Below are 13,000 nucleotides of genomic sequence, written 5' to 3'. Positions count from 1 at the left end.
GTCGCAGGAAAACACGACCGATTGTGACCTGATTAACTCCCCGCTGATGGGCGCACTGTCACCTGGCCGTGGCGTCGGTACGGGTGAAGGTGCCCAGTCCCTCGCTGTCGAGGTATTCGACGGTGAAGGACTTCCCGTTCGGGGCGAAGGAGACCCCGGTCGGGCCGACCGCGTTTTCGCCCGCGGTCTCGAAGCTGAACGTGTCGCCGTCGTAGTGCGTGAGCCGGTACGACTGGGGCTCGGGCCCCAGACGGAGCGTGAGAGCACCGCTGTCGTCGGCGACGACCTGGGCCCGACCGTAGTAGTCGCTGTCGTACGTGCCGGTGTAGGTGTCGGCAGCCTTCGCGGGCGCGGCATCGGAGGGCGGGTGGGCGTAGTCGGTCTTGGACCGGCCCGCGTCCTCCTGCTGCTGGTACACCGAGTCCACGAGGGGTATCCAGTCCCGACTGATCTTGCCTTCCTGCGCGATGTCGAAGAAGTCGAGGGCGACGGCGTCGGCGACCCCGACCGGTGAGGTGTTGGTCAGGACGACGATGCCGAGCTGCTCGCCGGGCAGCATCGTGACGTTGGTGTGCGCGCCCGACGCGAACGCTCCCGTGTGCGACAGCCTGAGCCGACCCTCGTCGTCGTAACTGACGTTCCAGCCAAGGCCGTAGAAGCCGGTCCGGCCGGCCGGGGCGTGGGGTGGGGAGGCGACGGACTCGGGCCAGTGGGTGCGCTCCAGGGCCTCGGCGTCGATGATCTGCTTGCCGTCGAGCTTGCCGTCAGCGAGCTGAAGCTGCAGCCACGTCGCCATGTCCCGGGCAGAAGAACTGACGCCGCCCGCGGGGGACTGTGCGTCCGGATCCCGTACGAGCTCCGCCTTCCAGTCGCCGTCGGCCGTCTTGACGTGGCCCCAGGCGCGGTCGGCGGCCTTCGCGTAGTCCTCGAAGAGGGAGCTGGTGGAGTTCATGCCGGCCGGCTTGTAGAGGGTGTCGGCGGCGAGCTTCTCCCAGGAGACGCCCTTCTCGTCCGCGACGGCCTGGGCGGCGGCCGTCAGGCCGAAGTTGGTGTAGGCGTAGCTGGCGCGGAACGGCGCGAGCGGCTCGTAGCGCAGGTGGGACAGGATGTACGCGCGGTCGTAGCCGAGGTCTTCGAGGAGGTCGCCGGCGTGGTCGGGGAGGCCACTTCGGTGCGAGAAGAGGTCGGCGACCGTCACGTGTGAGGTGACCCATGGGTCCTTGAGGCGGAAGTCCGGCACGTTCGGGGCGACGGGCTCGCCCCAGCCCTCGACGCCCACCGCTCCGGAGACCACGGTGGAGGCGATCGGCTTCGAGACGGAGGCGAGCTGGAAGACGGTGTCGGCGTCGACAGCTGCTTTCTCGTCGGCCTTGCGTACGCCGTAGCCCTTCAGGTGGATGACCTTGCCGTCGTGGACGACGGCGACGGCCACGCCGGGTGTCCCCGTGCGCTTCATGGCCGCCCGGACCACTCCGTCGAGCTGGTCCACGGCGCGCTGGACCTCTGCGTCGTCGAGCTGGGGCGGAGGCTGGGCCGGGGGCGGAGAAGGTCCCGGTGCCATGGCGCCCAGCAGCGTCGTCAGCCCGGCTGCGGCAATCCATCGCAGAGTGCTCACCCTTCCATTGAAATACCTTCGGTGAGGTCTGTCGCGCGCAGCCGCTGCTGGTGTCGGCGGAGCTGTCAACCCTGACGATCGGCAGGGGTCGCTGTTGCCGTTCGGCTCGGGTTCGTGGCTGTCCGCGCTTCTACGTTCAGGACCCATGGAACAAGAACCGCGACGGAACATCAGAGCTGGTCGGCTGCTTGGGGCTTGGGGCGTCCTGGGTGCGGGGGCGGGTGCGGTCGTCTGGCTCTCGCCGGGTGGGCTGGGTGACGCCGGTGCCGTCCAGGTCACGGGTGGGGCATCGGCGTCCGGGTACCGGTCGGTGACGCGGGCGGTGGCGGACGCGCCGTCGTGGCTGGGCCCCCTCCTGGAAGCAGCCACCGAGGGCACGCTGGTGATTCTGGGAATGCTGCTGGCCTGGACGTGGTGGACAGCAATGCGTCGCAGAGATGCGCGAGGGGTCGCCGGATCCGTGTTGACCGGGCTCGGCACCGTCGCGGCCTACGCGGTGAGCGAGGCCGTGAAGCTGGTGGTGGACGAGGAGCGACCGTGCCGTGCGCTGCGCACCGGGGTCGGCCTCGTCGCGGAGTGCCCCGGCGCGGGGGACTGGTCCTTCCCGAGCAACCACGCCACCCTGGCCGCCGGGATGGCCGTCGGCCTGGGCGTGCTACGGCCGCGCCTTGCCGCGGTCACGCTGTCGCTGGCCGGGGTCGCCGCGTTGCTGCGTGTGATGGTGGGGGTGCACTACCCGCACGATGTGCTCGCCGGCGCGATGTGTGGCGCCACGGTGGTGATGGCCGTACTGCTGATGTTCCTGCCGTCGGCGCAGCGGGCGGCATCACGGCTGGTTCGGCGGGGGCACGATCCCGGCCTCGTGGGCGACGACCGCGGCAGCGGCCCGGTTGTCGACGCCCAGCCTTCCCAGAAGGGAACTCACATGGGCCTTCACGGTCCCCTCCACCACGTGCAGCCGCCGGGCGATCTGCCCGTTGGACAGGCCGCTGCCGAGGAAGGCCAGTACCTCCCGTTCCCGGGCGGTCAGGGAGTCGACCCGGGCGCGGGCGACGGCGCGCCGGCCGGCCAGAGCGCCCGCGCCCGTCGCGGCAAGGTGCGCGACGACCCGGGCCGCGACCTTCGGTGACAGGTAGGCGGCACCGTCGGCAACCGCCCGGATCCCGGTGATCAGTTCCTCGGGTTCGCCCGACTTGATCAGGAAGCCGGCAGCGCCACCACCCAGGGCCCGCAGGATGTAGTCGTCCTCACCGAACGTCGTCAGCATGACCACGCCCGTGCCGGGCGAGGTGCTGCGGATCTCCGCTGCCGCGTCGATGCCGTTCATCCCCGGCATACGGATGTCCAGCACAGCCACCCCGGGGCGGTGACGCCGGGTCAGCTCCACGGCCTCGCGTCCGTCACCTGCCTCGGCGACGACCTCGATGCCCGGATCCGAGGCGAGAACGGCGCGTACTCCCGCCCGGATCATCGGCTCGTCGTCGGCGATCAGCACCCGGATCATCGGACCCTCACGGGGTGAGAGTGTCCCGGGACACCAGGATGCCGTCCCGGAAGCAGAGCCGGTACGCGTCGCCGGACCGGTCGTCGAACCGGTCGGCCGTTATGGCGTAGTACTCGCACGTTGTGCCGTCTCCTGTCGGCTCGGCCGTCGGCGGTCGGTGGTTCGTCTGCCGCGCGGGGAGGAAACGCTCCACCTCGGAGCGATCTTGCCCCACTCGCAGACGCGCGAAGTCACCAGGTTCCAGGACCGATCGGGACGCCGAGAGCATCTCCCACCCCGTGAGCGCTCCGCTCAGCACCGCTCCCGCCACCAGCGGCACCATGACCGCAGCCACCAGGGTCCGGCCGGCCCGGCGCCGGGCACGGCGATGCTCCTGCGGCAACTCCTCGTCAGCCCGAGAGACCGCGGGTGCAAGGAGCCGCGTTGACGCTGACGACGGCGCGTGCGGGAGCCGTGCGCCGACGGCATAGCCCCCGTCGCGCGGACCATGGTCGAACGACCCGCCGGCCAGTCGCACCCGTTCGTCGAGACCGATGAGATCATGCCCGCCGCTCCGGGGCCGGGGATGCGGGTCGACCGCGGACGATGGCGGCCCGTTCTCCACGACGACCTCCGACTCCGTTGCCTTATGCGTCACTTGGACGGTCACCGTCGCGCCGGGCGCGTGCTTGGCGACATTGGTCAGCGCTTCCTGCACGACCCTATGAACCGCTCGCTCGACCACCGGTGGCAGGTCGTCCGCCGTGCCGTCGGTGCGGAGCTTCACAGCGAGCCCGGCCGCGGAGGCCTCTGCGATCAGGCCTGCAAGACTGGCGCCGTCAGGGTCCGGCGGCGTGTCGACGCCCTCCTCACGCAAAACACCGATCACCTCGCCGAGACGCTCCACCGAGGCCGCCGCCCTGGCCCTGATGTCACCTGCCGCCTTTCGATGCTGTTCTGCCAGGTCAGGCGCGAGCTTGAGGGCGCCGGCCGACAGGGCGATCAGGCTGAGGTCATGGCCCAGTACGTCATGCATGTCCTGCGCGATACGTGCCCGCTCGCGCAGCCGGGCCCGCTCGAGCACCAACTCCTGCTCGCGTTGCAGCTGCCCCGCGCGCTCCCAACCGGCCTGGACAAGCTGCTGATAGTGACACCAGAACCGGCCCGCGAACCAGGGCACCATCATGGCGACCACCACGACGGTCACGAACCGGCCCGCCAATGACAGCCAAGCGGGCACGACGGACAGCGCCACCACCCCGGCCGAGAGAAGCCCGACCAGAGCGAGCACGGTCGGTGCCATCCGTCCGGGCCGTCGCCCGGCCAGGAACGCGGCGACGGCAGCGGGGACGGCCCACCACAGGTTCACCATGCTCAGACCGGCAGCCGTCATCGCGCCCGCCGTCAGAAGGCCCCCGGGGGCAAGGGGCTGTCGGTACAAGGCCGTTCCGGCCCCACTGTTGATCACCATGCTGTCCACGGAGGTGACGGTACGGACATCGGGAGCGGTCCGACACTGCCGAAAGTCCAATCTGCGTCGGCAACCGGCAACCGGCAACCGGCGAGCGGTGCTTCAAGGTCCCCCCGCTGCCCGCCTCACCAGGTCTTGCCGGCCTGCTCTCGGGTCGTGCGGTTGACCCGGTTGAAGAAGTTGGGCATCGCGATCTCCAGGGTGATCGCCCCCAGTTGCTCCTCGCTGAAGTGGCCGGCGGCGGCGTCCCAGACCTCGTCGGTCACGCCCGGTGCGCCGTCCTGGAGCCGGGTGGCGGACTCGGCCAGAGCGAGGGCCGCCCGCTCCTCCTCGGTGTAGAACGGCGTCTCGCGCCACGCGACCACGTTGTGCAGCCGCTCCTCCGTCTCACCGGCCTTCTTCGCCGACTCGACCGAGGCGAAGACGCAAGGTTACCTGCGCCCCTTCGGGCACGTCATCACCCATGACGGAGCAGCGCCGAGGAAGGTAACAACATGTCCGACACCAGCCCGACGGACCCGATGGCCGCGATGTTCGAGGCCCAGGGCGACCGGCTTCGGGCGGTCGCCCACCGCATGCTCGGGTCGCACGCCGATGCCGAGGACGTGGTCCAGGAGGCTTGGCTGCGCCTTTCCCGCCAGGACACGGCGACCATCCACAACCTCGCCGGGTGGCTGACCACGGTGGTCGGCCGGATCAGCCTCGATGTCCTGCGATCGCGTCAGACCCGCCCGGAGGCGCCCTACGACGACAGCCTGCACGAGTTCGTGGTGACGCTCGACGAGCATCCCGCCCCCGAGGACGACGCGGTACTCGCCGACTCGGTCGGACTCGCGCTCCTCGTCGTCCTGGAGTCGCTCGGTCCGAGCGAGCGGCTGGCGTTCGTGCTGCACGACCTGTTCGCGGTGCCGTTCGACGAGATCGGTCAGATCCTCGGCAAATCCACCGCCGCAACCAAGATGCTCGCCAGTCGCGCCCGCAGGAAGGTGCAGGCGATGGAGCGGCCGACCGGCGTCGGAAGGGAACAGCGAGAGGTGGTCCGAGCCTTCCTGGCGGCGGCTCGCCGCGGCGACTTCGAGGAGTTGTTGCGGCTACTGGACCCCGAGGTGGAACTGACCGTCGACACCCCAATCACGGTCGCGACCGACCCGGCCAAGCTCGCGCTGATGAACCTGCCGGATCCGGCGTGAGTGCCTGCCGAGACAGTCGCATGTCTCGCGGTGCGGGGCTCACGGGGCGTTCTTGCCCGAACCGCCGGGGGCAGCGCGTCAGTGGCCGCTGCTGTTGCTTAACCAGTGGCGTCCTCGCGCACGGGTCTCATAGCTTGTGCATTCGTGACTGATGATCCGCAGACGCACCCGAACCAACGCGACCTCGGCCGAGTGTTCAACGACGTGCCGGAGCTCTACGACCGGGTCCGCCCGGGCTACCCCGACGAGCTGTTCGCGGACCTTGCCGCCATCACCGGCCTGGACACACAGTCGACGGTGCTGGAGGTGGGCTGCGGCACCGGTCAGGCGACGCGCTCACTGGCAGCACTCGTATGCTCGGTGACCGCCGTCGAGCCCGGCGCAGACATGGCCGCGCTCGCTCGCCGGCGGCTCGCCGCACTCCGGAACGTCGAGGTCGAGACGTCGACCTTCGAGGAGTGGGACGACCGCGGCCGACGCTTCGATGCCCTCGTAGCCGCGTCGTCGTGGCACTGGGTCGACCCGTCGATCGGCTGGCCGAGAGCGCACGACGTACTCCACCCCGGAGGCTGGACGGCGCTGCTCGGCAACATCGTCGTCCGCAGGCAGGACGAGCCGGAGGTCTACGCCGAGACCGCCGACCTCCATGAGCAGTTCTGCCCCGGGAACCCCGACTGGGGGCATCCGCCGCTGGAGGACGAGGTGCGCGCCACCGACGAGGGCTGGGGCCTGGTCGGCGATCCCGGAGAAATGTTCGGCCCGACGATCGTGCGCTGGTACCCCACCGTTCAGTGGTTCGACGGGGACGGCTTTGCCGATCACCTCCGCTCGCAGTCGCTGTATCGCAAACTCGACTCCGACGTCCGTGAGCCCCTGCTCGACGCCATCGCCGAACGCATCCGCACGCGAATGGGCGACCGAGCATCACGCCGCTACCTGACCGTCCTGCGGGTCGGGCAGCGCGCCGAATGAAGTCGCGGGGCCGCGTCCGCCCGCGTTGTCACGGCGGGAACCGCTGCGGGCGGAAGTCCGCGAGCAGTGCGTCTCTCTTCCCGGTGAGGATCTCTGAGGCGAGGAGTCTGCCGATGACCGGTCCGAGGGTGATGCCGCTGTGGGTGACGGCCTCGTAGTAGCCCGGCACGGACGGGACCGCTCCTACGGAGGGGAATCCGTCGGCGGGGATGGGCCGGTGGGCTATCCGTGCCTGCGCGATGGGGGAGTCGCCGAGGTCGGGGACGACGTGCCGGGCCGATTCGTGGAGCAGGCGTGCGAGTTGGTCGGTCTCTTCGCCGGTGTCGATGAGGGCGTCGATCTCGCGGCTGTGCAGGACCACCGAGGCGTCTCCGTCGGGGCGGATCTCGATGTGAGGTGCGTGCATGGCCCGGTGGATCGGGACTGGGGCACAGCTGATCCGGGTGACGACGCCGGGTTCTGCGCGCATCGGCAGGTGCCGTGCGATGAGCCCGGCGACGTGAGAGGCGCTGGGGCCTGCCGCGTTCACGACGGCGTCGACGTCGAGGGAGCTCCCATCGGACAGAGCGACGGTCCGGATACTTCCGTCGGCGCCCGTGCCGATGTCACGGACCGAGGTGCCGGAGCGGAGCTCGGCGCCGGATGCCACCGCCTGGTGGACCAGGCGGCGGACGAGATGACGGCCGTGCACCCAGGCCTCGTCGGGGTAGAACAGCACCCGAGCCTCACCGGGCATCGTGACGGCAGGTTCGAGGCGGCGGCGCACATCGGCCCCCGTGTATTCCTCGACCCGATAGCCCCAACTGGCCAGCAGCTCTGCCGTTTTGAGGAACTGCGCCTGCGCCGCGGGTTCGTCCGCCCAGCGCAGGTGGCCGCTGGGATACCACCACGAGTCCGGTCCGATGGCCTTGGCCAGATCACGGTGGGCCGCCATGCCCGCGACGTTCAGGTCGAAGTAGGACCTGCTCACGGTCTTGTTACTGGCGTTGACCCACGAGAAGGACCAGTTGGTGGCGCCCTCGCCCGGCTGGCCTGCGTCGATGAACACCACTTCGGCGCCGCGCCGGGACAGGTTCCAGCCCACGGCGGCTCCCAGGACGCCCACGCCCACGACAGCGACACGTTCAGGCCGCTGCACGAACCCGATCCTCACGCCTCACGAAAGCAGCCTCCCCAGATCACCGGCGAACTCCCGTGTCTAGCACGCGAGTACAGGTTCGGGTAGCACTGTGAACGGGACAGACAGTTGAGGGTGGAGTCGGCGCATCCTGTGGCTGCAGCTCCTCATGCACCTGTACTGGGCCGGCAGCGCGACCGCCGGAGCTCTGCTCGGTTCCCCCCTCGTCCCGGACAGCGTCACCGGCCTGGACTTCGCCCTGACCGCCCTGTTCACCGTCCTCGCCCTCGACGCCCTCAAGGACCTGCGCAACGACCTGCCCACCCCCGCACTCGCCCTGCTCAGCGCCGTAGCCGCCCGGCTGCTCTTCCCGGGACAGATGCTCCTGACCGCCTTCGCCCTGTTCACCGCAGGGCTCCTCGCCCGCCATTTCCTGTCCGCCAGGAGGCCGGGCCGTGTCTGACACCGTCCACGCCGTCGCCGCTGTCCTCGCCGCCGCCGTCACCTGGGCCTTGCGCGCCCTGCCGTTCGCCGCGCTCGCCCCGCTGCGTGTGAGCGCGGCCGTCCAGTTCCTCGGCACCCGTATGCCCGCCGGCGTCATGCTGATCCTGGTCGCCTACTGTCTGCGCTCGCGGCCCTTGCCGTCACCGTCGGCCTGCACCTGTGGCGCCGCAACGCCCTGCTCAGCATCCTCGGCGGCACGGCCGTCCATGTCGCCCTGGCCGGCACGGTGTTGGCCAGGTGAACGGGTTCGCCGCGTGTCGTCCCCACTCCGTCTCGGGCGCGTGGCCACGTTCCCGACGGCCCGCTTGAAGTCCGGACAGTCGACGATCGGCTCGTGGTCGCAGACCGCCGCATGCCGCAGGCTGTCGCGGAGTCGGGTGAGCCGGCTGATCTGTTCGTCGAGGGTGTGCGCCTTGGCCGTCATGCGTGTGCGCAGGTCCGCGTCGGAGGGGCGAGCCAGCAGGAAGCGGCTGATCTCGGCGATGGAGAATCCGGCGCTGCGTGCGCAGGTGATCAGCGTCAGGCGTTCCAGGACGTCCGGGTGGTAGGTGCGGCGCAGACCGTTGCGTCCGGCGGCGGCGATCAGGCCCTTCTTCTCGTAGAACCGCAGTGCCGACGGCGCCAGGTCGGACCGCTTCGCGACCTCGGCGATGTCCAACAACGACGTGTCCATCGAAGCCTCCTTGACTTGAACCGCGGTTCAAGTCGCAGCCTAGTCGCCATGAAGATCCATCACCTGAACTGCGGCTCGGTGCGCACCATCGAGGCCACCTACGACGGTCCGCAGCCCGCACCCGCGGTGAACCACTGCCTGCTGATCGAGACCGATGCCGAGGGCCTGGTCCTCGTCGAGACCGGCCTGGGTCTGGCCGACGTCCGTGACCCGGCCGGCACGCTCGGCGCCGAGTGGGTCACGATGGCACAGCCCACGCTCGACGAGGAGGAGACGGCCGTCCGGCAGGTCGCCCGGCTGGGATACGCGCCCTCCGACGTACGCCACATCATCGTGACCCACCTGGATGTGGACCACTGCGGCGGCCTTCCCGACTTCCCCGACGCCCGGGTCCACGTACTCGCCGACGAACTCGATGCGGCGCGCGCGGAAGCGCCCAGCTTCCGCTACCGCCCGGCTCACTGGGCACACGAACCTCGCTGGGTCGCCTACGACCTCGAGCCGGGCGAACCCTGGTTCGGCTTCACCGCTGTGCCGATGAGGGGTCTGTCGCCGCAGTTCCGACTCGTCCCCCTGGGTGGTCACACCGCCGGTCACACCGGGGTTGCCGTGCGCACCGGCGACCGGTGGCTCCTGCACTGCGGGGACGCCTACTACTACCACCGCGAAATGGAGGACGTGAAGGAGCCCCACCCCGTGCTGGACTTCGTCCAGACCGGCTCCCAGGTGCACCGCGACCTGCGGCTGGGTACTCAGGCCCGGCTGCGTGAGCTGGTCCGTGACCATGGCGACGAGGTCGAGACCTTCTGCGCGCACGACCCGTGGGAGCTGGCCCGCTACCAGGGCGCCAGGTGAGGGCGGCCCCGGGGCGGTGTGCGCGATCGCCCTGGAGCCGGCGGCCGTCACCCGCTAGTCGCTGTCCCGCTCGGGCATGGGGGAGTAGCTGGTGGGTCCGGGCGTGTGACCCTCCGGCGGGTAGTCACAGTCGAGGCTGGAGATCTCGTAGTCGTCGCCCTCGCTCTGATCCTGGTCGACGACGACCGCCGCGGTGCACACGCGGCCGTGCTCGTCGGTGAACGTGACGATCTCGGTGTAGTCCGTCGGATTGGCGCAACCCGCGAGCAGCAGTGCCGCCGTCCCGACGGTCACCGCCGCTCCAAGTCCCCATCGTGGCTTCATCGTTGGCCCCCGTGTCCGCTCCGCAGTCCATCTCGGTCGCTGCTACTCGAAGAACGTAGCCGTCGACGGCGGCCCGGTCACCGTGCCCGTCGACAGCGCATCGGACACGGGGAACCGAGAGGATCGGCCGATCGTCCTAGTGGGCGTGCTTCGCGCTCTCACCCCTGGAATCGGCCCGCTTGCGGTGCCGGGCATGGACAACGATGTCACCTCTGCGGCTTTTGACCAGAAGCCCGCAGGCTGTGGCGAACGCTCCATTGAAGCCTTCACGTCACTGGCTTTGCGGGGTGGGTCGGCTGCGGAGGACGAGGCGGCGCAGTGGCGACTGTGACCGACAGACGCTCCCTGCTGCCCCGCGTGGAGACGCCGGGTCGGCGGAAAGCGGAACCGCCTCTTACAATCCTGGCGACCACATCGGGGGAAAGTCGGTATGGAAACGATCATTGTGCAGCCGCCCGGTCCGTCACGGCCGGGCGAAGTCGGCGTCGTCGGGCCCGAGTTGCTGCACATGGGACCGGGCGACGTGGCCGACTTCGGGCGCGGACTGCCCGGCGGCCGGGAGGTCGCCATCGTGCTGCCCGACCCCGGAATCTCGCGGCGGGCGGGGCGGCTGGAGGCGGCCGAGGACTACTGGCGGCTGTCGAACTTCAGCCGTGACACCGCGTACGCGGTCGAGAACCTGGAGGGTGCCGGCGAGTACATCACCGTCGCGCCCGGTCGGCTGGGAGCGCCGGTGCCCTTCGAGTTCTCCCGGGTGGTCCTGCCCGCGATGAGCGGGACCGTCGACTTCAAGGTGTTCGCCCCGCAGCACGCCTATCTGGACAAGCGGTCCTCGCCCGGCGCAGGGGAGTTGACCGTGCATCCCTACGCGCTCGATGCGACGGCGAAGTACTTCCTGGTGCTGGTGGCCCTGTGTGAGCCGCGACTGCGCGACCCTTCGGACGGTGCGCTGCCGGGCGCGGGGGACATCGCGGAGCGGCTTCGCCCGCTGGAGAGCTGTCGTGGTCTGACCCGCTCCGCGGTGAACTACCACATCGACTATCTGGCCTTCGCCAAACTACGCCTGGACCTGGGCGAGGAGCCCGGAGCGGACGGCAACGGCCGCACCGGCGCCAAGCGTGCCCGGCTGGCCTCCCTCGCCCTGCGCTTCGGCCTGGTCCGCGAGGAACACCTCGCCCTGTTGCCGTCCCGCAGACGGCCCGTCCCGCAGGAGAGCGGCGCATGAGCTCGTCAGGTGCCGAAGAGGGCGCTCTCGAAACGCCGCGTCTGCCGGCGGGATTCCGTATCGAGGGCTGGGAGTTGGACGCCGTCATCGGGTCGGGCGGCTGGGGGACCGTGTACGAGGCCCGCGCGGTCGCCGACGGCACGATCGCGGCGGTGAAGGTGCTGCCGACGGGCGCCCTGGCACCCGGTCAGCGTGCCGCGCTCGGCGAACTGGTCGCGCGCGAGGTGCGGTTCAGCGCCGAGGCGGACCACCCCCACCTCGTACGGACGCATGCCGTGTGCACCGTGGACGCGCCGGACCTGCCCACGCTGGACGGTGCCATCGCGCTCGTCATGGACCGCGCCGAGGCCAGTGTGCGTCAGGTGCTGGACGCTGCCGCGACAGGCCGTCCGATCCCGGAGGCCGTGCGGGTCCTGCGCGGCGTCGCCGCCGGTCTTTCCCATATGCACGGGGCCGGTTGGGTGCATGGCGACCTCAAGCCCGCCAACGTGCTGCTGGGCGCGGACGGCGCGGTCTGGCTCGCCGACTTCGGTCTGGCCACCGAACTCGAGGGCACCCACGCCTATGTGCCGCCGCTCGGCACGCTCGATCATGTGCCGCCCGAGTGGTGGTCCCAGCGCACCGGGGCGGACGGGACGATGGTGCGGCCGACCGCCGACATCTGGGCCTTCGGCATCCTGGCCCACCAGGTGCTCACCGGTGGCCTCCACCCGTTCCCCGGTGCCACCGCTCGGGCCCGCTCGCTCGCCGCGCAGGCCTACGCCCGGGGCACCGCGCCACTGCGTCTGGATGCCGGACTCGACGAGAACTGGCGCCGACTCATCGAGGACTGTCTGGCACCCGATCATGCCGGCCGGCTGCGCCACACCGCCGCGAGCCTGTCCGCCCGGATCGAGCAGCTGGCGAGCCCGCGTGGCCGGCGCCGCCTGCTGCCGGTCGCCGCCGTGGCGCTGGCCGCGGTGTCGGCCGCCGCCATCGGCGGGGCCGCGCTGCTCGGGGGCGGCGGAGGCGCAGGAAACGACGATGACGATCAGGGGCGCCGTACACCGGCCGTCGTCACCGGCGCGCACAGTCCGGCCGCCGGGGAGATCCCGGAGGACTCCGACGTACCCAAGGCACTGCGACCGATCATCGTGAAGGCCGCCCACCGCTGCACCGACGCGGAGGTCACGCCCGCGTTCCTCGCCGCCATGATCAAGGCGGAGAGTGGTTTCGACGCGGACGCGTCCCGCCCGAAGAGCGAGGAGTTCGGCATCGCCATGTGGACGCCGTCGGTGTTCCGGGCCTGGGCGGTCGACGGTGACGGCGACGGCGACAAGGAGTACTGGTCGCCCCAGGACGCGATCTCCACGATGTCGCTGTATGTGTGCTGGCTCGACCAGCAGTTCAAGAAGAACAACATGCCGACCAAGGATCTTCCCGCGCTGATGGCGGCCGGCTACCGCACGAGCGACCGCACGGTCATCACGGAGGGCGGCGTCCCCGAACGCGTGCGGCCCCACGTCGAGAAAGTGCTCCGCTACCTCGCCGACTACGAGCGGTGAGGGAGCGGAGCTGTCGCTCAAGGCCGT

General features: G+C 70.4%; 9 protein-coding genes and 6 pseudogenes. 8 read left to right on the top strand and 7 right to left on the bottom strand.

From position 1 onward, the window contains the following. Window positions 1-58: 58 nt before the first annotated feature. On the bottom strand, window positions 59-1,615 hold the full coding sequence (locus OHU89_RS04265; RefSeq protein ID WP_405639930.1) for a serine hydrolase: 1,557 nt from the start codon (window positions 1,613-1,615) through the stop codon (window positions 59-61). Window positions 1,616-1,760: 145 nt separating this feature from the next. On the opposite strand from OHU89_RS04265, the pseudogene OHU89_RS04260 reads away from it, so the two are divergent. Then, a pseudogene (locus tag OHU89_RS04260) lies at window positions 1,761-2,405 on the top strand (phosphatase PAP2 family protein); the annotation flags it as partial. 36 nt (window positions 2,406-2,441) lie between these two features. Here the strand turns inward: OHU89_RS04260 and OHU89_RS04255 are convergent. The 3 genes and pseudogenes from OHU89_RS04255 to OHU89_RS04245 form a co-directional block, all read right to left on the bottom strand. After that, window positions 2,442-3,119 (bottom strand): response regulator, encoded by a 678-nt coding sequence (locus tag OHU89_RS04255; protein ID WP_405639928.1) that lies wholly within the window; start codon window positions 3,117-3,119, stop codon window positions 2,442-2,444. A 7-nt stretch (window positions 3,120-3,126) separates the two neighbouring features. After that, window positions 3,127-4,569 (bottom strand): sensor histidine kinase, encoded by a 1,443-nt coding sequence (locus OHU89_RS04250; RefSeq protein ID WP_405654300.1) that lies wholly within the window; start codon window positions 4,567-4,569, stop codon window positions 3,127-3,129. A gap of 125 nt (window positions 4,570-4,694) precedes the next feature. After that, window positions 4,695-5,000: pseudogene (locus OHU89_RS04245) on the bottom strand (carboxymuconolactone decarboxylase family protein); the annotation flags it as partial. A 63-nt stretch (window positions 5,001-5,063) separates the two neighbouring features. On the opposite strand from OHU89_RS04245, the pseudogene OHU89_RS04240 reads away from it, so the two are divergent. Together OHU89_RS04240 and OHU89_RS04235 are read left to right on the top strand one after the other, a co-directional pair. Continuing rightward, a pseudogene (locus OHU89_RS04240) lies at window positions 5,064-5,699 on the top strand (sigma-70 family RNA polymerase sigma factor); the annotation flags it as partial. Between the two features lie 204 nt (window positions 5,700-5,903). Continuing rightward, window positions 5,904-6,731, top strand: coding sequence for a class I SAM-dependent methyltransferase (locus OHU89_RS04235; protein WP_405639926.1), 828 nt, complete (start codon window positions 5,904-5,906; stop codon window positions 6,729-6,731). Between the two features lie 28 nt (window positions 6,732-6,759). Here the strand turns inward: OHU89_RS04235 and OHU89_RS04230 are convergent, their stop codons facing one another. Continuing rightward, on the bottom strand, window positions 6,760-7,869 hold the full coding sequence (locus OHU89_RS04230; RefSeq protein WP_405639924.1) for an NAD(P)/FAD-dependent oxidoreductase: 1,110 nt from the start codon (window positions 7,867-7,869) through the stop codon (window positions 6,760-6,762). Between the two features lie 121 nt (window positions 7,870-7,990). On the opposite strand from OHU89_RS04230, the pseudogene OHU89_RS04225 reads away from it, so the two are divergent. Then, a pseudogene (locus OHU89_RS04225) lies at window positions 7,991-8,311 on the top strand (branched-chain amino acid ABC transporter permease); the annotation flags it as partial. Next, window positions 8,304-8,593, top strand: a pseudogene (locus OHU89_RS04220) (branched-chain amino acid transporter permease). The pseudogenes OHU89_RS04225 and OHU89_RS04220, both read left to right, overlap by 8 nt. A 123-nt stretch (window positions 8,594-8,716) precedes the next feature. Here OHU89_RS04220 and OHU89_RS04215 read toward each other — a convergent pair. Beyond that, window positions 8,717-9,025, bottom strand: a pseudogene (locus OHU89_RS04215) (MerR family transcriptional regulator); the annotation flags it as partial. A 48-nt stretch (window positions 9,026-9,073) separates the two neighbouring features. Between OHU89_RS04215 and OHU89_RS04210 the strand changes: the two are divergent. Beyond that, window positions 9,074-9,880 carry an MBL fold metallo-hydrolase gene (locus tag OHU89_RS04210; protein ID WP_405639922.1) on the top strand — a complete coding sequence of 269 codons (807 nt, stop codon included), beginning with the start codon at window positions 9,074-9,076 and terminating at the stop codon, window positions 9,878-9,880. A gap of 54 nt (window positions 9,881-9,934) precedes the next feature. On the opposite strand, the gene OHU89_RS04205 is transcribed toward OHU89_RS04210, so the two are convergent. Next, window positions 9,935-10,174 (bottom strand): hypothetical protein, encoded by a 240-nt coding sequence (locus tag OHU89_RS04205; protein ID WP_405639920.1) that lies wholly within the window; start codon window positions 10,172-10,174, stop codon window positions 9,935-9,937. Between the two features lie 460 nt (window positions 10,175-10,634). Here OHU89_RS04205 and OHU89_RS04200 point away from each other — a divergent pair, with 460 nt between their 5' ends. Together OHU89_RS04200 and OHU89_RS04195 are read left to right on the top strand one after the other, a co-directional pair. Then, complete coding sequence (locus OHU89_RS04200) at window positions 10,635-11,429, top strand: serine/threonine protein kinase (protein ID WP_405639918.1); 795 nt, start codon at window positions 10,635-10,637, stop codon at window positions 11,427-11,429. Next, on the top strand, window positions 11,426-12,973 hold the full coding sequence (locus OHU89_RS04195) for a protein kinase domain-containing protein (RefSeq protein WP_405639916.1): 1,548 nt from the start codon (window positions 11,426-11,428) through the stop codon (window positions 12,971-12,973). Before OHU89_RS04200 ends, OHU89_RS04195 begins: the two co-directional genes overlap by 4 nt. Window positions 12,974-13,000: the final 27 nt, after the last annotated feature.

The sequence above is a fragment of the Streptomyces sp. NBC_00019 genome, from assembly GCF_045041015.1.
GTDB lineage: Bacteria > Actinomycetota > Actinomycetes > Streptomycetales > Streptomycetaceae > Streptomyces.
This window is presented reverse-complemented; position numbering and strand designations above follow the sequence as displayed.